Source organism: Enterobacter sp. MGH 4, assembly GCF_000534735.1.
GTDB lineage: Bacteria > Pseudomonadota > Gammaproteobacteria > Enterobacterales > Enterobacteriaceae > Enterobacter > Enterobacter intestinihominis.
The window spans coordinates 2,060,537-2,085,231 of the sequence record NZ_KI973289.1; the positions used below are offsets into that span (position 1 = coordinate 2,060,537).

Here is a 24,695-nt window from a genome sequence, read left to right on the forward strand (position 1 = left end):
CTGACAAACCTAAAAAAAGAACTTTGCCATGAAATTGAATACCCGAGCGCAAACTGCACAATCGCCGAACAATAATTCTCCCATCGTACTGGTTCACGGCCTGTTTGGTAGCCTGGATAACCTGGGCGTGCTGGCGCGCGATTTAGTGACCGATCACGAGATCCTCCAGGTTGATATGCGCAATCACGGTCTTTCAGGGCGCTCTGAGGAGATGACCTACGCAGCCATGGCGCAGGATCTGCGGGACACCCTCGATGCGAATAATATCCAGAAAGCGACGCTCATCGGGCATTCAATGGGCGGTAAAGCGGTGATGGCGCTTACAGCGCTGGCCCCTGAGCGAATTTCCGGTCTGGTGGTCATTGACGTTGCGCCCGTCAATTACGACGTTCGCCGTCACGATGAGATTTTCGCTGCGATCAATGCTGTGACAGAGTCAGGCGTCTCCACACGCCAGCAGGCGGCAGCCGTTATGCGCGAGCATCTCGATGAAGAAGGCGTGGTCCAGTTCCTGCTGAAATCCTTTGTTGACGGACAATGGCGCTTTAACGTCCCGGTACTGTGGGATCAGTATTCGCATATTGTGGGGTGGGAAAATGTCCCCGCCTGGCCGCACCCTACCCTCTTTATTCGCGGCGGCAACTCCCCTTACGTCACTGACGCGTACCGTGACACGCTGCTGGCGCAATTTCCGCAGGCTCGCGCTCACGTCATCGCCGGTGCCGGGCACTGGGTCCACGCGGAAAAACCGGATGCGGTCCTGCGCGCCATTCGCCGCTATCTTACTGATACAGCGAATTGATTAAAAAGCCAGCGACCGGAAGACGACGGGCTTCCAGTCGTTGGCGTGTGGATTTGGGTGATGTATGATGGCGCGCTTATCGCCCGGGCATTAGCAGGGCGGCGTGTTTCCCCCGAAGTCTCAGAATCATGGCCAAAGAACAAACGGACCGTACGACACTAGATCTGTTCGCGAATGAGCGTCGACCGGGACGACCGAAAACGAATCCGCTTTCGCGCGATGAACAGCTGCGTATCAATAAACGCAACCAGCTTAAACGCGATAAAAATCGTGGGCTTAAGCGTGTCGAACTCAAGCTGAATGCCGATGCCGTCGATGCGCTTAACGAGTTAGCTGACGCGCGCAACATCAGCCGCAGCGAACTGATCGAAGAGATGCTGATCGCCCAGCTTGAGACGTTACGCGGCAAGGCGTGAGTCAGAAAATCCCCAATATTACCTTTTTCATGTAGCACAGAGTGCAGTCCTGCGTGATAGCTGTTTCCGCAGGGTTGCCTGTTCTGCTATTATTGCCCTTATCCGTGGACAATTTGCGCCACCATACCATTAAGTTTCAAGAGGTTATTTTACTCATGGCAATCATCGGCATTTTCTTTGGCAGTGATACCGGCAATACTGAAAATATCGCAAAAAACATTCAAAAACAGCTCGGTAAAGACGTTGCTGATGTGCATGACATCGCCAAGAGCAGCAAAGAAGATCTCGAGGGCTATGACATCCTGCTGCTGGGCATTCCGACCTGGTACTACGGTGAAGCACAGTGTGACTGGGACGATTTCTTCCCGACGCTGGAAGAAGTCGACTTCAACGGCAAGCTGGTTGCCCTGTTTGGCTGTGGCGATCAGGAAGACTACGCTGAGTATTTCTGTGATGCGCTGGGCACTATTCGCGACATCATTGAGCCGCGCGGTGCGGCGATCGTTGGTCACTGGCCAACAGCGGGTTACCACTTCGAAGCTTCCAAAGGTCTGGCAGATGACGATCACTTCGTTGGCCTTGCCATTGATGAAGACCGTCAGCCAGAGCTGACCGCAGAGCGTGTAGAAAAATGGGTTAAGCAGGTTCGTGAAGAACTGAACCTGGACGATATCCTTAACGCCTGATATCCCTGCGGCGCAACTCCGGTTGCGCCCGTTGTCCAGGTAAAACCGATTAAATTAATTGCTACAAACTTTTAACTTTTTCGTCCAGACCTGTACAATATCCCCCTGGTAAAAAGTGGGTGCCATCGAACAAGTTTGTTGGTGATACCACGTTTTTATAAGCATACTTTGCTTGAGACTTGCAGTTTTCATTTAGCCATGGCAGTTCTATAATGAGACGCATTATCCCAAGTGCATTTTCTGTCACTTCTTCTTTTGAAGTGAATCGTTTAGCAACAGGACAGATTCCGCATGACTGACAACAATACCGCATTAAAGAAAGCTGGCCTGAAAGTAACGCTTCCTCGGTTAAAAATCCTTGAAGTGCTTCAGGGGCCAGACAATCACCATGTCAGTGCGGAAGACCTTTATAAGCGTCTTATCGATATGGGTGAAGAGATTGGGCTGGCAACCGTCTATCGTGTGCTGAACCAGTTTGATGACGCGGGCATTGTTACTCGTCATAATTTCGAAGGCGGTAAATCCGTGTTCGAGCTGACTCAGCAGCACCACCACGATCACCTGATCTGCCTCGACTGTGGCAAGGTCATTGAATTTAGCGATGATTCCATTGAATCACGCCAGCGTGAAATCGCCGCCCGTCATGGCATCCGCCTGACCAACCACAGCCTGTACCTGTACGGTCACTGTGCTGAAGGGGATTGCCGCGAAAATGAACATGCGCACGACGCAAAATAAGTCAGTGTTCATACTCTGAGCCAGCCGTGAGGTTGGCTTTTTTTTGCCTGGAAAAAGCCCAGTAAGCGCAGCGCCACCGGGCGTAAAGCAACTTATTTATTGTTATTGCGAATCTCGTCCCATATCTTATCGCAACGCTTCGCCACTTCCTGATCGTTACCGGTTTTACGCGCCTGAATACAGGCCTGGTAATCCATCACGCGAACGTTTTCCTGCGTGGCGAATTGCTCATGGGCTTTGTCTTTTTTTAGCTCGTTCAGCACGCTTTGACAGGCTTCAATCTTCTCAGGTGAACCTTGTGCGGTATTGATGCAAGCGCTATACGCCTCTTTCAGACGGGAGTCTTCTTTCGGCGCCTGATCCTGCGCGCACGCCACCAGCCCGAATGCCAGCAGCGCAACGATTACCCTTTTTTTCATCATGTTCATTCTCCATAACGGCGGGACACAGCCCGCCGCAGCATTCATCAGAAGATGGTAAATGGCGCAATGACCATAAATTTCACGTCGCGCTCATCCTGGAAGATGTTGCCGTAACCGCCCGCGTAGCTCGGGATATCGGAGTGGTTGTCATACTGGGTGAAGTGCAGTTTGAACATCGTGCCTTTCGCACGGCCCTCCTGCAGGGTATAAATCGCATCCAGACTGTATGAAGACTCTTTCAGACGGTAGTTCGGATCGTAGTAGGCGTCTGGCGTAGCCATATCCGCTGGCTTCGCATCCCAGGCGTACGCGTAAGACGCACCCACTGCCCAGCCAGGCAGGTTCCAGTTCTTCAGGTCATACATTGCGCCGAAGAAGACTGCCTTTTCGCCGTCGGCGTTGAAGTCAGAGCGGTTATCCCACCAGATATCGAGACGACCATTGGAAGAGGCGTAGGTTGGCGTCATACGTTGCAGGAAGTAGCCCTGCTGCCCTTCTGCCTTGACCCATGTTCCCTCCAGACGTAAATCAACCTGACCTACCTTGTAGCCGAAGGTCAGCGCCTGTAACCACGCGGTGCCGTCATAGATATCATTTACGCTGCCATCACTGACCTTGTCGCGCGTACCGTAGAACTGATAGCTGGTGCTCAGCGGGCTACCCGCGATATCAAATTTGTAGCTGGCTTTAGCAAAGTACTGATCGATATAGCCTTCAGCCTGACCAAAAGCCGCTTCCAGCACCAGATCGTTTTTGAAGTCGTACTTCGCCCCCAGCGAGTGGAGATAATCAACTTTGGTTTTTTTATCGTTCTGATAGAACTTGTCCATCTCAATGTGCCACGGCGCTTTGTACTCGTTGGTCCACATATAGGAGAAGCTCAACGCCCCCGCATCGCCGTAGTCAAAATTAGCACCGGCTTCCGCCCCCTGATAGGTGCCTGGCATAAAGCTCCAGTGCGGCGCTAACAACGTCTGGCCGGTTGGCTGGATATAACCACCCCGCGCCCAGACCGGGCCATATTTGAATTTTGCAGCCGCTTTATACAGGCTGATACCGCTTTTATCGCCGGACCAGTCTTCGTCGTAGGCTTTATTACTGGAGGAGAACGCAATTTCGTTCGGATGGCCGCTGTCGCCATTTTCGGCCATTTCAATTGCGGTGAACGCGGCAATATCGATCCCGAACATATCGGCGGCATATCCCGACTGGAAATCCAGGTTGGCGTTCCATGTCGAGTGAGAAAGGTTGGTTTTGTATTTATCTTCAGTGACGTCTTTACGGTCACGCTCACGCTGCCAGTAATAAATACCGCCCGTGAGGGTGGAATCTTCAATGAAACCTGCTGCTTTTGCCTCTGGCGCAACCACCAGGCCCGACATTGCTGTCACACCGGCGATAGCCAGCGCCAGCGCACTACGTTTGCCACTGAACGTACGCATAGATTATTCCTCTTTGACGAATTAAAACGCCTTAAACGGCGAAAAACAGAAAAGACCAAGTGGTCAGGGGTAGTCAGAAATACCCTCGAATTAACTACCGTCTTTAGGTTATTTTTCGCGACGCGAATTATCAATGCTTTTAATCAGGCAAAAGTCAGGATTATGACGAAGAGCACATATTTCGTAGTGCTTTGTAACATTTACCGGGAAGCGAGTACTGGCGGGGGAATGCGCTAATTTTCAGTAAGTAACATTGATATTGTGAATATATTTTTCAGCGTTTCTCTTTTTGGAAAACAACAAACTTTTTTTGAATAAAATAAGTAGCACCACATTGACCTGGAATGTTGGCTTTAAATGATTATCCCGATGCTTAACGACATGATCGTTAAATAAAAAAACGCCGCATTACGCGGCGTTTGTTTCTCATTGACCAGGGCAGCGTTATTATTCGCCGATCTTAGTCCAGGTATCACGCAGACCGACGGTACGGTTAAATACCGGTTTTTCTGCCGTGCTGTAACGGCTGTCCAGGCAGAAGTAACCCTCACGTTCAAACTGGAACGCTTTACCGGCTTCAGCGGCTTTCAGAGACGGCTCGGCATACCCCTGCTTGATAATCAGCGACTCAGGGTTGATAACCGCCAGGAAGTCCTCCGCAGCGCCTGGGTTAGGCACGCTGAACAGACGGTCGTAGAGACGGATCTCAACCGGCAGCGCATGCTGTGCGCTCACCCAGTGGATAACACCTTTCACTTTACGGCCATCCGCCGGATCTTTGCTCAGCGTTTCTGCGTCGTACGTACAGAAGATGGTCGTGATGTTACCTTCCGTATCTTTCTCTACGCGCTCGGCTTTGATTACATAGGCGTTACGCAGACGTACTTCTTTGCCCAGCACCAGACGCTTGTACTGCTTGTTCGCTTCTTCGCGGAAGTCGGCACGATCGATCCAGATTTCACCGCTGAACGGCACGTCGCGGGTGCCCATTTCCGGTTTGTTCGGATGATTAGGCATAGAGACCAATTCGCTCCCGCCCTGCGGATAGTTTTCGATAACCAGTTTCACCGGATCGATCACTGCCATCGCGCGCGGCGCGTTTTCGTTCAGGTCTTCGCGAATGCAGGATTCCAGAGACGCCATTTCGATGGTGTTGTCCTGCTTGGTAACGCCGATGCGTTTGCAGAACTCACGAATGGACGCCGAGGTGTAACCACGACGACGCAGGCCAGAGATGGTCGGCATACGTGGGTCATCCCAGCCTTCAACGTGCTTGTCGGTGACCAGCAGGTTCAGCTTACGCTTGGACATCACGGTGTATTCCAGGTTCAGACGAGAGAACTCGTACTGACGCGGATGCACAGGAATGGTGATGTTATCCAGCACCCAGTCGTACAGACGACGGTTGTCCTGGAATTCCAGCGTGCACAGAGAGTGCGTAATGCCTTCCAGCGCATCGCTGATGCAGTGGGTGAAGTCGTACATCGGGTAGATGCACCACTTGTTACCGGTCTGGTGGTGTTCTGCGAACTTAATGCGGTACAGAACCGGATCGCGCATCACGATGAACGGAGACGCCATATCGATTTTGGCACGCAGACACGCTTTACCTTCTTCAAAGCCACCGGCACGCATTTTTTCAAACAGCGCCAGGTTCTCTTCCACGCTACGATCGCGGAACGGACTGTTCTTACCGGGCTGAGTCAGCGTACCGCGGTATTCACGGATTTCGTCAGCAGACAATTCGTCGACGTATGCCAGACCTTTGTTAATCAGTTCAACCGCATAGGCATACAGCTGATCGAAATAGTCTGAGGAGTAGCAGATATCGCCAGACCAGTTGAAGCCCAGCCATTGCACGTCGTTTTTAATCGACTCAACGTATTCGATGTCTTCTTTTACTGGGTTGGTGTCATCGAAACGCAGGTTGCACTGCCCCTGGTAATCTTGCGCAATACCAAAGTTCAGGCAGATCGATTTGGCGTGACCAATGTGCAGGTAGCCATTTGGCTCCGGCGGGAAACGCGTGTGGACTGTGGTGTGCTTACCACTGGCCAGATCTTCATCGATGATCTGACGAATAAAGTTACTCGGGCGGGCTTCTGCCTCACTCATCGTGGATTCCTCAAAGCGTAAACAACGTATAACGGCATATGATCTTATAAGCCGGACGTAGTGACAACCCTTAAAACGTCCCGGAAGAAAATAATGGGGGCAATTGCTGCAAAAAAAAGCGGCGGAGGATATCCCCCGCCGCTAAAGGCATAACTCTACTCAGGAGCGATTACTTGCCTTTAATCTCATACAGTGGCGTCTGGCCTGCAACTACCTGCCCCTGCGCCTGGATCACCAGACCGCTGAAGTCGTCGATGTTGCTGCACACGACCGGGCTTATCATGGAGCGCGCGTTGGCATTCAGGAAGTCCAGATCCATTTCCAGAATCGGCTGGCCTGCCGCCACTTCAGCACCCTCTTCCACCAGGCGAGTAAAGCCCTGGCCGTTCAGCGCAACGGTATCGATACCCATATGGACAACGATCTCCGCGCCTTTTTCCGTTTCCAGGCAGAACGCATGGTTGGTGTTGAAGATTTTCACGATAGTACCGGCAGCCGGAGAGACCACGGTTTTGTCCGTTGGTTTCACCGCCACGCCGTCACCGACCGCTTTGCTGGCGAACGCTTCGTCAGGCACCTGCTCAAGCGCAACAACGTCACCTGTCACCGGAGAAACCAGCGCAGCGATGGTCACCGCATTTGGCACAGCCTGCGGTTTTGCAACCGGCGCGTCAGCTACTGGCGCGTTATCCGTTGAGGCGGCAGCGACCGGCCCACGGGCAACCACTTTTTTCATTTCATCGCCGATAGATTCGGCTTTCGCACCCACGATAACCTGGATGGTTTGTTTGTTCAGCTTCACCACACCAGACGCACCAAGGCGTTTGCACATTGCATCGCTCACGCGCGCGGAGTCGCCCACGGTCAGACGCAGACGGGTAATACAGGCATCGATCGCTTTCAGGTTGTCGGTGCCACCCACAGCGGCAATATAGCTGGTTGCCAGCTGGGTTAAACCCTCTTCGGTATTGCTGTTGGCTTCACTGGTCACAACATCATCTTTCGTATCTTCGCGGCCCGGCGTCTTCAGGTTAAACATACGAATAACCGCGCTGAACAGAACGAAGTAGATAACGAAGAAGATCAGGCCCATCACCACCAGCATCCAGACGTTGCTGCTTGCCGCCGGCAGGTTGTACATCAACACATAGTCGATAGCGCCTGCGGAGAAGGAGAAGCCTGCATGGATACCCAGAAGGGTGGCGACGAACAGGCTGATACCGGTCAGGATCGCGTGCATCAGATACAGCAGCGGAGCCAGGAACATGAACAGGAATTCCAGTGGCTCGGTCACGCCGGTCAGGAAGGCGGTGATCGCAACGGACAGCAGCATCCCGCCAACCATTGGGCGACGCGCTTTCGGCGCAGCCAGGTACATTGCCAGCGCGGCGCCAGGCAGACCAAACATCATGATTGGGAAGAAGCCGGACATGAACATGCCCGCGGTGCCGTCACCTGCGTAGAAGCGGTTGATATCACCGTGGAATACCGCGCCAGCCGCGTTGGTGAACTCACCAATCTGGAACCAGGCGATGGTGTTCAGTACCTGATGCAGACCGGTTGGGATCAGCAGACGGTTAATGAAACCGAAGATGCCCGCGCCCATTGCACCCGCAGACACGATCCACTCGCCACCCGCATGGATAGCATGCTGAACCGGTGGCCAAACGTAGCCAAAGATGGCGGCGAGGATCAGACAGAAAAAGCCCGTCGCAATCGGCACAAAACGTTTACCGCCGAAGAAGCTCAGGAAGTCAGGCAGTTTGATACCCGCCCAGCGGTTGTACACGGCGCCACCTACCAGACCGGTAATGATACCCGCCAGTACACCCATATTGATTTCAGGGTTGATGGTTACCATCGCTTTCGTGAGGATGAAGTAACCTACCGCCCCTGCCAGTGCCGCTGCACCGGCGCTGTCTTTTGACCAGCTTGACGCCACGCCGATGGCGAAAATCAGCGCAAGGTTGTCAAAAATGGCGCCGCCTGCCTGGGCAATAAACGGCACATTAAGAAGATCGGGTTGCCCGAATCGCAGCAGCAATGCTGCAACCGGTAGCACGGCGATAGGGAGCTGCAAAGCCCTACCGAGGCGCTGGAAAAAACCTAAAATATTCATCCTATTCCCCCTACGAGACCCTTTGTTAAGACTCGCGCATAAACTATGTTTTTATTGTGTCACGAACGATAGATACTGTTGATGATTCACTGGCAGTGTGAGTGTGTGAAAAATTAATTCGTATCGCAAATTAAACACCTATTTTTTGTGATTATTGTCACCAAATATCGTATTAAACCCTCCCTTTCACTGGCTAACCACGAAAACTTATTTTATCATTCAAAAAATCAAGACGGATTGATCCGGCCTGAAAGGTTCCAGGTTACGCTTAGTTCAGGTTGCACTAATCATCCGCCCACTTTTACTTAAACTTTAGAGGTGAATAATGAGACTGATTCCCCTGGCAACAGCTGAACAAGTCGGAAAATGGGCTGCTCGTCATATCGTTAATCGCATCAACGCGTTCAAACCAACAGCCGATCGTCCTTTCGTACTCGGTCTTCCAACCGGTGGTACTCCCCTGACCGCATATAAGGCTTTGGTTGAAATGCACAAAGCGGGCCAGGTTAGCTTTAAACATGTTGTGACCTTCAACATGGACGAATATGTCGGCCTGCCAAAGGAACATCCGGAAAGTTACCACAGCTTTATGCACCGTAATTTCTTCGATCACGTTGATATTCCGGCTGAAAACATTAACCTGCTGAATGGAAACGCGCCTGATATTGACGCAGAATGCCGTCAGTATGAAGAAAAAATCCGTTCCTACGGTAAAATCCACCTGTTTATGGGCGGCGTAGGCAACGATGGTCATATCGCGTTCAACGAACCGGCATCTTCACTGGCTTCCCGTACCCGTATTAAAACGTTGACCCATGACACGCGTGTGGCTAACTCCCGCTTCTTTGACGGCGACGTCAATCAGGTGCCTAAATACGCGCTGACCGTGGGTGTGGGCACGCTGCTGGATGCCGAAGAAGTGATGATTCTGGTGCTGGGCGCGGTGAAAGCGCAAGCGCTTCAGGCTGCCGTTGAAGGCAACGTGAACCATATGTGGACGATCAGCTGCTTACAGCTGCATCCAAAAGCGGTTGTCGTGTGTGACGAACCGTCCACCATGGAGCTGAAAGTGAAAACGCTGAAATACTTCAACGAGCTGGAAGCTGAGAACATTAAAGGTCTGTAATTGAATAACCGCCTCTTTTATCAGAGGCGGTCGCTTTTTTAACCGGGGGTCGATATGTACGCTTTAACCCACGGTCGGATTTATACCGGCCATGAAATTCTGGATGACCATGCGATTGTAATCGCCAATGGCCTGATTGAACGTGTTTGCCCGCTGGCGGAACTGCCGCCGGAGATCGAACAACGTTCCCTCAATGGAGCAGTAATCTCCCCCGGTTTCATCGACGTACAGCTTAACGGCTGCGGCGGTGTCCAGTTTAACGATACCGCAGAGGCGGTAACGGTTGAAACGCTGGAAATCATGCAAAACGCCAACGAGAAATCGGGCTGCACTAGCTATCTGCCAACGCTGATTACCAGCAGCGATGACCTGATGAAACAGGGTATCCGCGTCATGCGCGAATACCTGGCAAAACATCCGAATCAGGCGCTGGGTCTGCACCTGGAAGGACCATGGCTGAATATGGTCAAGAAAGGCACCCATAACCCGAACTACGTGCGCAAACCGGATGCCGAACTGGTGGATTACATGTGCGCCAATGCCGATGTGATCACCAAAGTGACGCTGGCACCGGAAATGACCGGCACGGACGTTATCAGCAAACTGGCCGCCGCCGGGATTGTGGTATCTGCGGGCCATTCGAACGCGACGCTGAAAGAGGCGAAGGCCGGTTTCCGCGCAGGTATTACATTTGCCACACACCTTTATAACGCGATGCCGTATATTACCGGTCGCGAACCGGGACTGGTTGGCGCAATTCTGGATGAACCAGACGTCTACTGCGGCATTATCGCCGACGGCTTGCATGTCGATTACACCAACATCCGCAACGCCAAGCGCCTTAAAGGCGACAAGCTCTGCCTGGTCACGGATGCAACCGCTCCGGCAGGAGCGAATATTGACCAGTTCATTTTTGCTGGTAAAACAATATACTACCGGAATGGACTGTGTGTGGATGAGAACGGCACGCTGAGCGGTTCTTCTCTGACGATGATCGAAGGGGTACGTAACCTCGTTGAACATTGCGGCATCGCGCTTGAGGAAGTGCTGCGCATGGCCACGCTTTATCCGGCGCGCGCCATTGGCGTCGATAAACAGCTCGGTGGTATTGCGCCAGGTATGGTTGCAAACCTGACGGCGTTCACACACGATTATAAAATTATTAAGACCATCGTTAATGGTAACGAGGTCGTCACTGAGTAAGTAAAAGTATGACACCAGGCGGACAAGCTCAAATCGGTAATGTCGATCTCGTTAAACAACTTAACAGCGCGGCAGTTTATCGCCTGATTGACCAGCACGGGCCAATCTCACGCATTCAGATAGCCGAACAAAGCCAGCTTGCTCCCGCCAGCGTGACAAAAATTACACGTCAGCTTATTGAGCGCGGCCTGATCAAAGAAGTGGATCAGCAGGCCTCCACCGGCGGCCGCCGCGCGATTTCCATCGTCACTGAAACCCGCAATTTTCAGGCCATTGGCGTTCGCTTAGGCCGTCATGACACCACGCTTACGCTCTACGATCTGAGCAGCAAGGCCATTGCCGAAGAGCACTACCCCCTTCCTGAGCGCACGCAGGAGACGCTCGAACACGCGTTACTGAATACCATCGCGCAGTTTATCGAAAGCTGTCAGCGCAAGATCCGTGAACTCATCGCCATCTCGGTGATTTTACCCGGCCTGGTTGACCCGGAAAGCGGCGTTATTCGCTACATGCCGCACATTAAGGTAGAGAACTGGGGGCTGGTTGAGGCGCTGGAAAAGCGCTTCAAGCTGACCTGCTTTGTTGGTCACGATATCCGCTCGCTGGCGCTGGCGGAGCACTACTTTGGTGCGAGCCAGGACTGCGAAGACTCTATTCTGGTGCGCGTTCACCGTGGTACAGGTGCGGGTATCATCTCGAATGGCCGCATTTTTATTGGTCGTAACGGTAACGTAGGTGAGATCGGTCATATCCAGGTGGAACCGCTTGGCGAGCGCTGCCACTGCGGTAACTTTGGCTGTCTTGAAACCGTTGCCGCCAATGCCGCCATTGAACATCGCGTCCGCCACCTGCTGGAGCAGGGTTATCAGAGCCGCGTCACGCTGGGCGACTGTAAGATCGGTGCCATCTGCAAAGCGGCAAACAAAGGCGATGCGCTGGCCTGCGAAGTGATCGAACAGGTAGGACGCCACCTGGGTAAGACCATCGCCATTGCCATCAACCTGTTTAATCCGCAAAAAGTGGTGATTGCCGGCGAGATCGTTGAAGCCGAAAAAGTATTACTGCCTGCCATTGAAGGCTGCATCAATACCCAGGCGCTGAAGGCATTTCGCCAGAATTTGCCGGTGGTGCGATCTACGCTCGATCACCGCTCGGCAATTGGCGCATTCGCCCTGGTAAAACGTGCCATGCTCAACGGGATCCTGCTGCAACATTTGCTGGAATCCTGATCGGACCTTATAGTAACGCCTTCTTTTTTTGATGTCGGATAGTCCATGACCATTAAGAATGTAATTTGTGATATCGACGGCGTGCTGATGCACGACAACGTTGCCGTGCCAGGTGCTGCGGAGTTTCTTCACCGCATCATCGACAAAGGAATGCCACTGGTTCTTCTCACGAACTACCCTTCACAGACTGGTCAGGATCTGGCAAATCGCTTTGCTACCGCGGGCGTCAATGTCCCGGACAGCGTGTTTTATACCTCTGCGATGGCGACCGCGGATTTCCTGAAGCGTCAGGAAGGCAAAAAAGCCTACGTGGTTGGCGAAGGCGCGCTGATCCACGAGCTGTATAAAGCGGGCTTCACCATCACCGACGTGAATCCGGACTTTGTCATCGTGGGCGAAACGCGCTCCTTTAACTGGGAGATGATGCATAAAGCAGCCTACTTTGTCGCCAATGGTGCACGTTTTATCGCCACTAACCCGGATACGCATGGTCGTGGTTTTTATCCCGCCTGCGGTGCGCTGTGCGCCGGTATCGAAAAAATCTCAGGCCGTAAGCCGTTTGTTGTCGGCAAACCGAGCCCGTGGATCATCCGCGCTGCACTGAATACGATGCAAGCACACTCAGAAGAAACCGTCATTGTTGGCGACAACCTGCGCACCGATATTTTGGCCGGCTTCCAGGCCGGGCTTGAAACCATCCTGGTGCTTTCTGGCGTTTCACAGCTTGATGACATTGATACGATGCCGTTCCGGCCAAGCTGGATTTACCCCTCTGTCGACGAAATCGACGTTATTTGATTCAGAACCACGCCTCAGGGCGTGGTTTTTCATTTCTGCTGCCTGAAAATATCACTTCATCTAACGAAATCAGCTCTTCATTGAGAAATCATCAATAGAATGGCTTAATGCATACTCTTTTTTTAAGATTCGGCAATTGCCATTGCACTTTTTACGTTTTCATCGGTAAAACGCTTGCGCCCCCTCCCCTTTTTGCGGCATTTTCATAAGCAAGCAACATCACAACGCAACAGGGTTAACGGAGAAGGTTATGTGTTCTATTTTTGGCGTACTGGATATTAAAACTGACGCGGGCGAACTGCGTAAAAAAGCACTCGAATTGTCCCGCCTGATGCGCCATCGCGGTCCGGACTGGTCAGGCGTTTACGCCAGCGATAAAGCGATTCTGGCTCACGAACGTCTTTCCATTGTTGATGTCAACGCTGGCGCACAGCCGCTGTATAACGAGAAAAAAACGCACGCGCTGGCTGTTAACGGTGAAATTTACAACCATCAGGCGCTGCGCGCTGAGTACGGCGATCGCTACGCGTTTCAGACCGGCTCAGACTGCGAAGTGATCCTGGCGCTGTATCAGGAGAAAGGCCCGGAGTTCCTCGACGACCTGCAAGGTATGTTCGCCTTCGCTCTGTACGACAGCGAAAAAGACGCTTACCTGATTGGCCGCGACCATATTGGTATTATCCCGCTGTACATGGGACACGATGAACACGGTAACTTCTACGTTGCCTCAGAGATGAAAGCCCTGGTACCGGTGTGCCGCACCATCAAAGAGTTCCCGGCAGGTAGCTACCTGTGGAGTAAAGACGGCGAGATCCGCCCGTACTACCAGCGCGACTGGTTTGATTATGAGGCGGTGAAAGACAACGTGACGGACAAAGCCGAACTGCGTCAGGCACTAGAGGAGTCAGTGAAAAGCCACCTGATGTCAGACGTACCCTACGGCGTACTGCTCTCCGGCGGTCTGGACTCCTCCGTGATCTCCGCGATCACCAAGAAATTCGCCGCACGTCGCGTGGAAGATCAGGAGCGCTCTGAAGCCTGGTGGCCGCAGCTGCACTCCTTTGCCGTGGGTCTGGAAGGGGCACCTGACCTGAAAGCCGCCCAGGAAGTGGCGAACCATCTCGGCACGGTGCACCATGAAATTCACTTCACCGTACAGGAAGGTCTGGATGCGATCCGCGATGTGATCTATCACATTGAAACCTATGATGTGACCACCATTCGCGCCTCCACGCCGATGTATTTGATGTCGCGGAAGATCAAAGCGATGGGCATCAAGATGGTGCTCTCCGGCGAAGGTTCTGACGAAGTGTTTGGCGGTTATCTCTATTTCCACAAAGCGCCAAACGCCAAAGAGCTGCATGAAGAAACGGTGCGTAAGCTACAGGCGCTGCACATGTTTGACTGCGCGCGCGCCAACAAAGCGATGTCCGCCTGGGGTGTGGAAGCCCGCGTGCCGTTCCTCGATAAGAAATTCCTCGATGTGGCGATGCGCATCAACCCGCAGGACAAAATGTGCGGCAACGGCAAAATGGAGAAACATATCCTGCGTGAATGTTTTGAATCCTACCTGCCGGCGAGCGTGGCGTGGCGTCAGAAAGAGCAGTTCTCGGATGGCGTGGGTTACAGCTGGATCGACACTCTGAAAGAGGTGGCGGCAAAACAGGTTTCTGATCAACAACTGGAAACTGCGAGCTTCCGCTTCCCGTACAACACGCCAGCCTCGAAAGAAGCGTATTTGTACCGTGAGATCTTTGAGGAGCTGTTCCCGGTTCCAAGTGCAGCCGAGTGCGTACCGGGTGGTCCATCGGTCGCCTGCTCTTCTGCTAAAGCCATTGAATGGGATGAATCCTTCAAAGCCATGAACGATCCGTCAGGACGCGCAGTGGGCGTTCACCAGTCTGCCTATAAATAATGTTCAGAGTATCATCAGGCCCTCCGGGGCCTGATTTTTTTGCCTCTCTTTTCCCCGCATAAAATCGATTAATAACCAATAATTGTCGAATATTCGGCCTCGCTGTTCGCAACCTAACCAAACAGTCACATTCCGGCTATTTTCATTGAAAAAGGTGTTGACGCTGCAAGGGTCTATACGCATAATGCGCCCCGCAACGCCGATAAGGTAACGCGAAAAAAAGATGGCTACGTAGCTCAGTTGGTTAGAGCACATCACTCATAATGATGGGGTCACAGGTTCGAATCCCGTCGTAGCCACCATCTTTTTTGCGGGAGTGGCGAAATTGGTAGACGCACCAGATTTAGGTTCTGGCGCCGCAAGGTGTGCGAGTTCAAGTCTCGCCTCCCGCACCATTCCCAGGTAAGCGTTGCACGGATGGGGTATCGCCAAGCGGTAAGGCACCGGTTTTTGATACCGGCATTCCCTGGTTCGAATCCAGGTACCCCAGCCATCGAAGATTGCAGTACTGGCTACGTAGCTCAGTTGGTTAGAGCACATCACTCATAATGATGGGGTCACAGGTTCGAATCCCGTCGTAGCCACCATATTTATGTTATCGAATACGATTCGGTAAACTGAACATTGTTGGGGTATCGCCAAGCGGTAAGGCACCGGATTCTGATTCCGGCATTCCGAGGTTCGAATCCTCGTACCCCAGCCACTTTAAAGTCGTTAAGCAGTTTGTTTAACGCAATTGGGGTGTCGCCAAGCGGTAAGGCTCTGGTTTCTGATACCAGCATTCCGGGGTTCGAATCCCTGCACCCCAGCCACTTAAAACAAACAAGCCCGCTCTGCGGGCTTTTTTGTTTTTGTTGCTCAGGATAGTGCGGCCTGATGCCCTCACCCTAACCCTCTCCCACGGGGCTGAGGGATCCCCAGTAATTTTTTTATGCAGAAGCAATAAAGTTGCTTTCTAAATGACTGAGGGCTGTCAGCGATGCCCTGGTCCGGCTGTAAATCGCTGAGGCGTTTCCTGCAGGCCGGGGCGAGGCGCAGGGATGCGCCGAGAGGGCGGCTTTACAGGGACGTTGCCTCCGCCCGTACCCGATAAGCCGGAAGGAATAAGCCGAGGGCACCGCGAAGCGGCGATTTACCGCCGGGTGCCCGGGTCGCCAGGGTGGTGGCGACTGAGCCACCCTGGCACGTTCACCGCTCATGTCGTTACAGAGTAGCAAGGAACATAAAGTGAACGGAATGACCACCACCGCCGTATATTCCCCTCACCCTAACCCTCTCCCCGGAGGGGCGAGGGGATTGCTCAGTGCTCGCATTAATTTGTGGGGAACCCTCAGCCCACGGGGAGAGGGAATAAAGATCAGAGTCCGAGGGCGTATTTCAGTGCCTGACGCTTCAGACCACCGGCGCGCTCCGCCGCCATCAGTCCAATATTGCGCAATATCCGCACCGGGCCAACATCATTGCTGAACCCGGCATAGAACAGATCCATCCCCGACTGCATAATGAAGTTATCCGCCATACGGCGCGTCTGGTAGCGCTTCAGTACCTCATGGCTGGCCCAGGCTTCCGCGTGGGCGCGAGCGTTACCCAGCACATCCAGTAACGCATCGACGTCACGGTATCCCAGGTTAACCCCCTGCCCCGCCAGCGGATGAATGGTGTGCGCCGCGTCTCCCACCAGGGCCAGCCCTTCACGGGCATACTGCAACGCATGGCGTCGCATCAGCGGGAATGCGCCAGCGGCAACCGGGGTCACGTTACCCAGACGGCGCGGGAAGTGCTGGCGGATTTCGCGCTGCAACTGATCCATGGACAGCCCCTGCAACTGTCGAATGCGCGCCGGCTTGTCGTACCATACCAGCGAAGCCCAGTTATCAAACAACGGTAAGAATGCATGCGGGCCGTTCGGCGTAAAATGCTGCCAGGTGCTTTCGCCCGGCGCGTTTTCTGACTGCACGGTGATCAGCATGCAGGATTGCTGATACTGCCAGGCATGGATCCCAATGCCTGCCATCTGCCTGACCTGCGAGTTCGCGCCATCCGCCCCCACCACCAGCTTCACGGCCAGCTCATCGTCGTTATCCAGCGTCAGGAGATATCCACCTTCATGACGATGCAGGGCTTTCAGCGAGTCCGGAACACGCAGCGTCACCTTCGGGTGCGCCTCCAGCGCCTGCCAGAGCGCCTGCTGGAGCACGTTGTTTTCCACCATATAGCCCAGACGCGGCAGTTTCAGCTCGGCGGCGTCAAACGAGACGTGAGCATTTTCCCACTCCCAGGTTTCAAGACGGCTGTAAGGGTGCGCGCGCATCGCCAGCACCGCCTCCCAGACGCCCAGCCCGCGAAGCAGATCAACAGAGGACGCGCTGATGGCGGAAATACGCACGTCCGGTTGGCTGGCAGGATCGAATGCCGGCGGAGCCGCCTGTTCAATAACGGTTACGTCAAATCCCTGCTGCGCCAGCCCCAGCGCCAGTGCGCCGCCGACCATACCGCCGCCAACAACGGCAACTTCGGTGTTCAGGAGTGTCATGGTCACTATTCCTTATTGGAGAATACCTTAAGTTTACCGGATTTTTGCGGCCCTGAGGTTGACAACCTTCATACTGGTCACAACCGCACCAAAGCATTACAATACGCGGCTTGCAATCCTGAGCTGAGCAAGTCGATGACTAAAAAACTCCATATAAAAACCTGGGGCTGTCAGATGAACGAATACGATTCATCTAAGATGGCCGATCTGCTGGATACCACCCACGGATACCAGCTGACTGAAAATGCGAAAGAAGCCGATGTGCTGCTGCTGAACACCTGTTCAATTCGTGAAAAAGCACAGGAAAAAGTCTTTCATGTGTTAGGCCGCTGGAAGCTTCTCAAACGGAAAAATCCGGACCTGATCATTGGCGTGGGTGGCTGCGTCGCATCGCAGGAAGGTAAGCTGATCCGCCAGAGAGCCCCCTATGTGGATATCGTTTTTGGCCCTCAGACCCTGCACCGCCTGCCAGAGATGATTAATCAGGTTCGCGGCAGCCGTAGCCCGGTGGTTGACGTGAGTTTCCCGGAGATCGAGAAATTTGACCGTCTGCCAGAGCCGCGCGCTGATGGCCCGACCGCCTTCGTCTCCATCATGGAAGGCTGCAACAAATACTGTACTTACTGCGTGGTACCTTACACCCGTGGTGAAGAAGTGAGCCGCCCGGCAGACGATATCCTGTTTGAAATCGCGCAGCTTGCCGCGCAGGGCGTTCGCGAAGTGAACCTGCTGGGCCAGAATGTGAACGCCTGGCGCGGGGAAAACTACGACGGCACCACCGGCAGCTTTGCTGAACTGCTGCGTCTGGTGGCGGCGATTGACGGCATTGACCGCATTCGCTTTACCACCAGCCATCCGATGGAATTTACCGACGACATTATTGACGTCTATCGCGATACGCCAGAGCTGGTGAGCTTCCTGCACCTGCCGATCCAGTGCGGCTCTGACCGCGTGCTGAACCTGATGGGTCGTCCACATACGGTGCTGGAGTATAAGTCCACCATCCGCAAGCTGCGTGAAGCACGCCCGGATATCCAGATTAGCTCCGACTTTATCGTCGGCTTCCCTGGCGAAACCGCTGATGACTTCGAGCGCACCATGAAGCTCATCGGCGAGGTGAATTTCGACGTCAGCTACAGCTTCATCTTCTCAGCACGCCCGGGCACCCCAGCGGCCGATATGGTTGACGATGTGCCGGAAGAAGAGAAAAAGCAGCGTCTCTATATTTTGCAGGAGCGTATCAACCAGCAGGCCAACGCCTGGAGCCGTCGTATGCTCGGCACTGTCCAGCGTATTCTGGTGGAAGGCACTTCCCGTAAGAGCATCATGGAACTGTCTGGTCGAACCGAAAATAACCGCGTGGTGAATTTTGAAGGCACCCCGGACATGATTGGTAAGTTTGTGGACGTCGAGATTGTCGAAGTGCTCACGAACTCGCTGCGCGGGAAGGTGGTACGCACTGAGGACGAAATGGGTCTGCGTATTGCACAGACTCCGGAATCCGTTATCTCTCGCACCCGTAAAGTCAACGATTCTGGCGTAGGTATTTACCAGCCCTGATCCCTCTGGCCTGCCTGTCCGGCAGGCCTTGTATTTCCTCTCATCACCCCCAATATCTACCGCAACGCTTGCGCCTTTATTCTATGGCGTGAATAATTTCGGTAATGACCGTTTTATTACGCCGTGTGGCCACAGGTCAGTTAACCAAATAAAGAGGAACAGTTTGAACATAGATACGCGTGAAATTAGCCTTGAGCCCGCAGACAACGCTCGCCTGCTGAGCCTGTGCGGGCCGTTTGATGACAACATCAAACAACTGGAGCGACGTCTGGGTATCGAAATCAATCGTCGCGATAACCATTTCAAACTCACCGGACGCCCAATCTGCGTCAACGCCGCGGCAGATATTCTCCGCAGCCTGTATGTTGATACCGCCCCGATGCGCGGTGAGATCCAGGATATTGAACCTGAACAGATCCACCTGGCCATCAAAGAGGCGCGCGTGCTTGAGCAGAGCGCGGAAAGCGTGCCGGACTATGGCAAAGCCATCAACATTAAAACCAAACGCGGCGTGATTAAGCCTCGTACCCCGAACCAGGCACAGTACATCGCCAACATTCTCGACCATGACATCACCTTTGGCGTGGGTCCGGCGGGTACGGGTAAAACCTATCTGGCCGTTGCTGCTGCGGTCGATGCACTTGAGCGTCAGGAGATCCGCCGTATCCTGCTGACCCGCCCTGCTGTAGAAGCCGGTGAGAAACTCGGCTTCCTGCCGGGCGATTTAAGTCAGAAAGTGGACCCCTACCTGCGCCCGCTGTACGACGCGCTGTTCGAAATGCTCGGCTTCGAGAAAGTTGAAAAGCTCATCGAACGTAACGTGATTGAAGTGGCCCCGCTGGCCTACATGCGTGGGCGTACGCTTAACGACGCGTTCATCATTCTGGATGAGAGCCAGAACACCACCATTGAACAGATGAAGATGTTTCTGACGCGTATTGGCTTTAACTCGAAAGCGGTTATTACCGGTGACGTCACCCAGATTGACCTGCCGCGCAACACCAAATCGGGTCTGCGTCACGCCATCGAAGTGCTGGCCGAGGTAGAGGAAATCAGCTTCAACTTCTTCCACAGTGAAGACGTGGTACGCCACCCGGTGGTCGCGCGTATCGTTAACGCTTATGAGGCCTGGGAAGAGGCAGATCAGAAGCGCAGGGCCGAGCTGGCCGCAGAACGTAAGCGCGAAGCGCAGGAGCATGAACAGAAATGAGTCAGGTGATCCTCGATTTACAGCTGGCCTGTGAAGATAATTCCGGCATGCCAGAAGAGGCACAGTTTCAGAAATGGCTGGATGCCGTTATCCCCCAGTTTCAGGAAGAATCAGAGGTCACGATTCGCCTGGTGGATGAAGCAGAAAGCCATGAGCTCAACCTGACCTATCGCGGGAAAGATAAGCCGACCAATGTGCTCTCTTTCCCATTCGAAGCCCCTCCGGGCATTGAGATGCCGCTGCTGGGCGATCTGATCATCTGCCGTCAGGTGGTTGAGCAGGAAGCCAAAGAGCAGCAAAAGCCGCTGGAAGCGCACTGGGCACACATGGTGGTGCACGGTAGCCTGCATCTTCTGGGTTACGACCATATTGAAGATGACGAAGCGGAAGAGATGGAATCCCTCGAGACAGAGATAATGCTTGCTCTGGGCTATGAGGATCCGTACATTGCCGAGAAAGAATAGTCAGTCACTGACTACCATGCCGCCGCGCAGAGACATAGCGCGGCGGTTAACGTTGAACTAACAAGAGAACCCTTAACAAACGCCATGAGCGACGACAATTCACACAGTAGCGACACGACAACCACTAAAAAGGGATTTTTCTCCCTCATCCTGAACCAGCTTTTCCACGGCGAACCGAAAAACCGTGACGAACTGCTGGAGCTGATTCGTGATTCCGGGCAGAACGACCTTATCGACGAAGATACGCGCGAAATGCTCGAAGGGGTGATGGACATCGCCGACCAGCGCGTCCGCGACATCATGATCCCCCGCTCGCAGATGATTACCCTGAAACGCAACCAGACGCTGGACGAGTGCCTCGATGTGATTATCGAATCGGCTCACTCACGTTTCCCGGTCATCAGCGAAGACAAAGATCACATCGAAGGGATTTTGATGGCGAAAGATCTGCTGCCGTTTATGCGCAGCGATGCCGAAGCCTTCAGTATGGAAAAAGTGTTACGCCCGGCCGTGGTTGTGCCGGAAAGTAAACGTGTGGATCGGATGCTGAAGGAGTTTCGCTCCCAGCGCTATCACATGGCGATTGTTATTGATGAATTTGGTGGCGTTTCCGGTCTGGTCACAATCGAAGACATCCTTGAGCTGATCGTGGGCGAAATCGAAGATGAGTATGACGAAGAAGAGGATATCGACTTCCGTCAGCTGAGCCGCCACACCTGGACCGTGCGCGCGCTGGCCTCCATTGAAGACTTCAATGACACCTTTGGCACCAGCTTCAGCGATGAAGAAGTGGACACCATTGGTGGTCTGGTGATGCAGGCCTTCGGCCATCTTCCGGCCCGCGGTGAAACCGTTGACATCGATGGTTACCAGTTCAAGGTCGCAATGGCTGACAGCCGACGTATTATTCAGGTTCATGTCAGAATGCCGGACGACTCACCGGTGCCAAAACTGGAAGATTAATGTAAATGGCATTTGCCCCACTCTTTGAACGCCAGCGCGTCCGTTTGCTGCTGGCGCTGTTACTCGGAGCCAGCGGTACGCTGGCTTTTTCTCCTTACGATATCTGGCCAGCCGCTATTCTCTCCCTGATGGGGCTACAGGGTCTTGCCCTGAACCGTCGTCCGGTACAGGCCGCGGCCATAGGCTACTTCTGGGGGCTGGGGCTGTTTGGCTCTGGTATCAACTGGGTCTACGTCAGTATCGCGCAATTTGGCGGAATGCCGGGGCCGGTTAACGTCTTCCTGGTTGTGCTGCTCGCCGCCTATCTTTCGCTCTACACTGGCCTGTTCGCCGGTATTCTATCTCGTCTGTGGCCTAAAACGACCTGGCTGCGCGTCGCGATAGCGGCTCCCGTTGTCTGGCAAATCACCGAATTTCTGCGCGGCTGGGTACTGACCGGCTTCCCGTGGTTGCAGTTCGGCTATAGCCAGGTGGACGGCCCGCTGAAAGGTCTGGCTCCCGTCATGGGCGTAGAGGCGATTAACTTCCTGCTCATGGCGGTCAGCGGCCTGCTGGTGCTGGCTCTGGTGACACGTAACTGGAAGCCGCTGGTTGCCGCGTTAATCCTGTTTGCCCTGCCTTTCCCACTGCGTTATATCCAGTGGTTCACGCTGGAGCCCGCGCGCGCCACGCAGGTATCGTTGATACAGGGCGATATCCCGCAGTCATTGAAATGGGATGAGAATCAGCTGCTGAACACGCTGAAAATCTACGCCAACGCCACTGAAAAGGTGATGGGCAAATCGCAGCTCATCATCTGGCCTGAGTCTGCGATCCCGGATCTGGAGATCAATCAGCAGCCCTTCCTGAAGATGATGGACGATCTGCTGCGCGCGCGCGGCAGTACGCTGATTACCGGAATTGTGGATGCGCGTCTCAATCAGCAGAACCGCTATGACACGTACAACACGATCATTACGCTCGGTAAGGACAGCGAATACAGCTATACCTCCACCAATCGTTACAACAAAAATCACCTTGTACCGTTTGGCGAATTTGTTCCGCTGGAGTCTATTCTGCGCCCACTGGCACCGTTCTTTGACCTGCCGATGTCCTCATTCAGCCGGGGCCCTTACGTTCAGCCGCAGCTGCATGCGCACGGTTTTGCCCTGACGGCCGCTATTTGCTACGAGATTATCCTCGGCGAGCAGGTGCGCGATAACTTCCGCCCGGACACCGACTATCTGCTGACCATCTCAAACGATGCGTGGTTCGGTAAATCGATCGGCCCGTGGCAGCACTTCCAGATGGCACGAATGCGTTCTCTGGAGCTGGCACGTCCGCTGTTGCGCAGCACCAATAACGGCATCACCGCCGTGATTGGCCCGCAGGGTGAAATCCAGGCCATGATCCCGCAGTTCACCCGTGAGGTGCTGACCACGAAAGTGACGCCAGCTACGGGCCTGACGCCTTATGCGCGCACCGGGAACTGGCCGCTGTGGATCCTGACCACGCTGTTCGGTTTTGCCGCCGTAGTGATGAGCCTGCGTCAGCGTCGTAGATAACCTGGCCTTCTGTTGCCGGGTGGCGGCTACGCCTTACCCGGCCTACTCTCCGGCGCAGCCGCCACCCGACAATTTCCTCCTAAACTTCAATTCTGGCACGCCTGTTGCTTTGTTTAATTACGCAAACGCTGTCTGGCTTAACGTGCAACCTTGTCGCACCAGCATGGATCTCCGGTAGCACCGAAACGGTGCAACGAGAGATTATTGCCTCTGAATGGTGCGGCGCGCTTCGCAAAAATAAACAATAACGCAGCAAAATCTTTACATTAAGCCAGACTAAATGTTAACAAGCTTGCATAACACTGCACTCGCATTGCGCGAGATATAACAACATCACAATGGGTATCAAAGCGTCACTGGCGCTGATAAGAAAGGAGTTGGGTATGCAATTACGTAAACTGGCCACAGCAATGCTGGTTATGGGAATGTCTGCGGGCATCGTTCACGCTGAAGACGCTCCGGCAGCAGGAAGCACTCTCGACAAGATTGCCAAAAACGGCGTGATCGTGGTCGGCCACCGTGAATCTTCTGTCCCGTTCTCTTACTACGACAACACGCAAAAAGTCGTGGGCTATTCACAGGATTACTCCAACGCCATCGTTGAAGCCGTGAAGAAAAAGCTGAACAAACCTGACCTGCAAGTGAAGCTGATCCCCATCACTTCACAGAACCGTATTCCTCTGCTGCAAAACGGCACATTTGATTTTGAATGTGGCTCAACCACCAACAACCTTGAGCGTCAGAAACAGGCCGCTTTCTCGGACACCATCTTCGTTGTAGGCACCCGCCTGCTGACGAAGAAAGGCGGCGATATCAAAGATTTTGCTGACCTGAAAGGCAAAGCGGTTGTCGTGACCTCCGGTACCACGTCCGAAGTGCTGCTGCACAAGCTGAACGACGAGAAGAAAATGGACATGCGCATCATCAGCGCGAAAGATCACGGCGACTCCTTCCGTACCCTGGAAAGCGGTCGTGCCGTTGCGTTTATGATGGATGACGCTCTGCTGGCAGGCGAGCGCGCCAAGGCGAAGAAACCAGACAACTGGGAAATCGTCGGGACTGCGCAGTCGAAAGAAGCATACGGCTGTATGCTGCGTAAAGGCGATGAAGGCTTCAAAAAGCTGATCGATGACACCATCGCTCAGGCGCAAACCTCTGGCGAAGCGGCAAAATGGTTCGACAAATGGTTCAAGAACCCAATTCCACCAAAAAACCTGAACATGAACTTTGAACTGTCTGACGGCATGAAAGCGCTGTTCAAATCACCAAACGACAAAGCTCTTAACTAACTAGAACGACAGGGGCGGGATCTCCTGCCCTCTCGATTGTCGGGAAGCATGGACAGACTATACGTTGAGTGGTCGTTCCCCACTCAGCGCAAAAATTGAGCTTCTCACCAATCTTCGAGGG

The 24,695-nt window shown here is 53.7% G+C and carries 20 protein-coding genes, 6 tRNA genes and 1 pseudogene; 22 read left to right on the top strand and 5 right to left on the bottom strand.

Annotated features, from left to right (window positions below; all coding sequences use genetic code 11):
• The first annotated feature begins 28 nt into the window (after positions 1 to 28).
• The 4 genes from ybfF to fur all read left to right on the top strand — a co-directional run bounded on the left by ybfF (position 29) and on the right by fur (position 2,642).
• Positions 29 to 802, top strand: coding sequence for an esterase (gene ybfF, locus L350_RS12680; protein WP_022647446.1), 774 nt, complete (start codon positions 29 to 31; stop codon positions 800 to 802).
• A gap of 128 nt (positions 803 to 930) precedes the next feature.
• Entirely contained in the window at positions 931 to 1,218 is a 288-nt protein-coding gene (ybfE, locus tag L350_RS12675; RefSeq protein WP_003858652.1) for a LexA regulated protein, read from the top strand.
• Between the two features lie 155 nt (positions 1,219 to 1,373).
• Complete coding sequence (gene fldA / locus L350_RS12670; RefSeq protein ID WP_003858653.1) at positions 1,374 to 1,904, top strand: flavodoxin FldA; 531 nt, start codon at positions 1,374 to 1,376, stop codon at positions 1,902 to 1,904.
• 291 nt (positions 1,905 to 2,195) lie between these two features.
• Positions 2,196 to 2,642, top strand: a complete 447-nt coding sequence (gene fur / locus L350_RS12665; protein ID WP_003858655.1) for a ferric iron uptake transcriptional regulator — start codon at positions 2,196 to 2,198, stop codon at positions 2,640 to 2,642.
• A 92-nt stretch (positions 2,643 to 2,734) separates the two neighbouring features.
• Here fur and chiQ read toward each other — a convergent pair whose 3' ends face one another.
• On the bottom strand, positions 2,735 to 3,061 hold the full coding sequence (gene chiQ / locus L350_RS12660) for a ChiQ/YbfN family lipoprotein (RefSeq protein ID WP_023299602.1): 327 nt from the start codon (positions 3,059 to 3,061) through the stop codon (positions 2,735 to 2,737).
• Positions 3,062 to 3,108: 47 nt separating this feature from the next.
• On the bottom strand, positions 3,109 to 4,506 hold the full coding sequence (chiP, locus tag L350_RS12655; RefSeq protein ID WP_017694280.1) for a chitoporin ChiP: 1,398 nt from the start codon (positions 4,504 to 4,506) through the stop codon (positions 3,109 to 3,111).
• Between the two features lie 126 nt (positions 4,507 to 4,632).
• On the opposite strand from chiP, the pseudogene L350_RS24865 reads away from it, so the two are divergent.
• Positions 4,633 to 4,701 (top strand): annotated as a pseudogene (locus L350_RS24865) (hypothetical protein); the annotation flags it as partial.
• 252 nt (positions 4,702 to 4,953) lie between these two features.
• On the opposite strand, the gene glnS reads toward L350_RS24865, so the two are convergent.
• Together glnS and nagE are read right to left on the bottom strand one after the other, a co-directional pair.
• The gene (glnS, locus tag L350_RS12650) at positions 4,954 to 6,621 is read right to left on the bottom strand and encodes a glutamine--tRNA ligase (protein ID WP_032624657.1); all 1,668 of its coding nucleotides are present in this window, start codon (positions 6,619 to 6,621) and stop codon (positions 4,954 to 4,956) included.
• Positions 6,622 to 6,790: 169 nt separating this feature from the next.
• A complete protein-coding gene (gene nagE, locus L350_RS12645; RefSeq protein WP_032624658.1) occupies positions 6,791 to 8,740 on the bottom strand; it encodes a PTS N-acetyl glucosamine transporter subunit IIABC in 1,950 nt (649 codons plus the stop codon).
• A gap of 325 nt (positions 8,741 to 9,065) precedes the next feature.
• Between nagE and nagB the strand changes: the two genes are divergently transcribed.
• The 11 genes from nagB to L350_RS12590 all read left to right on the top strand — a co-directional run bounded on the left by nagB (position 9,066) and on the right by L350_RS12590 (position 15,823).
• Positions 9,066 to 9,866: a glucosamine-6-phosphate deaminase gene (gene nagB / locus L350_RS12640; protein WP_003858663.1), complete on the top strand. Its 801-nt coding sequence runs from the start codon at positions 9,066 to 9,068 to the stop codon at positions 9,864 to 9,866.
• A 54-nt stretch (positions 9,867 to 9,920) separates the two neighbouring features.
• Positions 9,921 to 11,069 (top strand): N-acetylglucosamine-6-phosphate deacetylase, encoded by a 1,149-nt coding sequence (gene nagA, locus L350_RS12635; protein ID WP_023299598.1) that lies wholly within the window; start codon positions 9,921 to 9,923, stop codon positions 11,067 to 11,069.
• Positions 11,070 to 11,077: 8 nt separating this feature from the next.
• Positions 11,078 to 12,298, top strand: a complete 1,221-nt coding sequence (locus L350_RS12630) for a DNA-binding transcriptional regulator NagC (protein WP_022647442.1) — start codon at positions 11,078 to 11,080, stop codon at positions 12,296 to 12,298.
• Between the two features lie 45 nt (positions 12,299 to 12,343).
• Positions 12,344 to 13,096 carry a ribonucleotide monophosphatase NagD gene (gene nagD / locus L350_RS12625; RefSeq protein WP_003858667.1) on the top strand — a complete coding sequence of 251 codons (753 nt, stop codon included), beginning with the start codon at positions 12,344 to 12,346 and terminating at the stop codon, positions 13,094 to 13,096.
• 250 nt (positions 13,097 to 13,346) lie between these two features.
• On the top strand, positions 13,347 to 15,011 hold the full coding sequence (gene asnB, locus L350_RS12620) for an asparagine synthase B (RefSeq protein ID WP_015571128.1): 1,665 nt from the start codon (positions 13,347 to 13,349) through the stop codon (positions 15,009 to 15,011).
• 225 nt (positions 15,012 to 15,236) lie between these two features.
• Positions 15,237 to 15,313 (top strand) — tRNA-Met (locus L350_RS12615).
• An 8-nt stretch (positions 15,314 to 15,321) separates the two neighbouring features.
• Positions 15,322 to 15,406 (top strand) — tRNA-Leu (locus tag L350_RS12610).
• A gap of 23 nt (positions 15,407 to 15,429) precedes the next feature.
• Positions 15,430 to 15,504, top strand: a tRNA-Gln gene (locus tag L350_RS12605).
• Between the two features lie 17 nt (positions 15,505 to 15,521).
• Positions 15,522 to 15,598 (top strand) — tRNA-Met (locus L350_RS12600).
• A 41-nt stretch (positions 15,599 to 15,639) separates the two neighbouring features.
• Positions 15,640 to 15,714: transfer RNA gene (locus tag L350_RS12595), tRNA-Gln, on the top strand.
• A gap of 34 nt (positions 15,715 to 15,748) precedes the next feature.
• A tRNA-Gln gene (locus L350_RS12590) sits at positions 15,749 to 15,823 on the top strand.
• Between the two features lie 545 nt (positions 15,824 to 16,368).
• Here L350_RS12590 and ubiF read toward each other — a convergent pair.
• Positions 16,369 to 17,544, bottom strand: coding sequence for a 3-demethoxyubiquinol 3-hydroxylase (ubiF, locus tag L350_RS12585; protein WP_032624659.1), 1,176 nt, complete (start codon positions 17,542 to 17,544; stop codon positions 16,369 to 16,371).
• A gap of 135 nt (positions 17,545 to 17,679) precedes the next feature.
• Here ubiF and miaB point away from each other — a divergent pair, with 135 nt between their 5' ends.
• The 6 genes from miaB to L350_RS12555 all read left to right on the top strand — a co-directional run bounded on the left by miaB (position 17,680) and on the right by L350_RS12555 (position 24,574).
• On the top strand, positions 17,680 to 19,104 hold the full coding sequence (gene miaB, locus L350_RS12580; RefSeq protein ID WP_003858672.1) for a tRNA (N6-isopentenyl adenosine(37)-C2)-methylthiotransferase MiaB: 1,425 nt from the start codon (positions 17,680 to 17,682) through the stop codon (positions 19,102 to 19,104).
• Between the two features lie 163 nt (positions 19,105 to 19,267).
• The gene (locus L350_RS12575; RefSeq protein WP_003858674.1) at positions 19,268 to 20,314 is read left to right on the top strand and encodes a PhoH family protein; all 1,047 of its coding nucleotides are present in this window, start codon (positions 19,268 to 19,270) and stop codon (positions 20,312 to 20,314) included.
• Positions 20,311 to 20,778, top strand: coding sequence for an rRNA maturation RNase YbeY (ybeY, locus tag L350_RS12570; RefSeq protein ID WP_003858677.1), 468 nt, complete (start codon positions 20,311 to 20,313; stop codon positions 20,776 to 20,778). The genes L350_RS12575 and ybeY overlap by 4 nt, the downstream gene beginning before the upstream one ends.
• Positions 20,779 to 20,862: 84 nt before the next feature.
• Positions 20,863 to 21,741, top strand: coding sequence for a CNNM family magnesium/cobalt transport protein CorC (corC, locus tag L350_RS12565; RefSeq protein ID WP_003858679.1), 879 nt, complete (start codon positions 20,863 to 20,865; stop codon positions 21,739 to 21,741).
• A gap of 5 nt (positions 21,742 to 21,746) precedes the next feature.
• Positions 21,747 to 23,285 carry an apolipoprotein N-acyltransferase gene (gene lnt / locus L350_RS12560; RefSeq protein ID WP_032624660.1) on the top strand — a complete coding sequence of 513 codons (1,539 nt, stop codon included), beginning with the start codon at positions 21,747 to 21,749 and terminating at the stop codon, positions 23,283 to 23,285.
• Positions 23,286 to 23,668: 383 nt separating this feature from the next.
• On the top strand, positions 23,669 to 24,574 hold the full coding sequence (locus L350_RS12555) for an amino acid ABC transporter substrate-binding protein (protein WP_032624661.1): 906 nt from the start codon (positions 23,669 to 23,671) through the stop codon (positions 24,572 to 24,574).
• Positions 24,575 to 24,695: the final 121 nt, after the last annotated feature.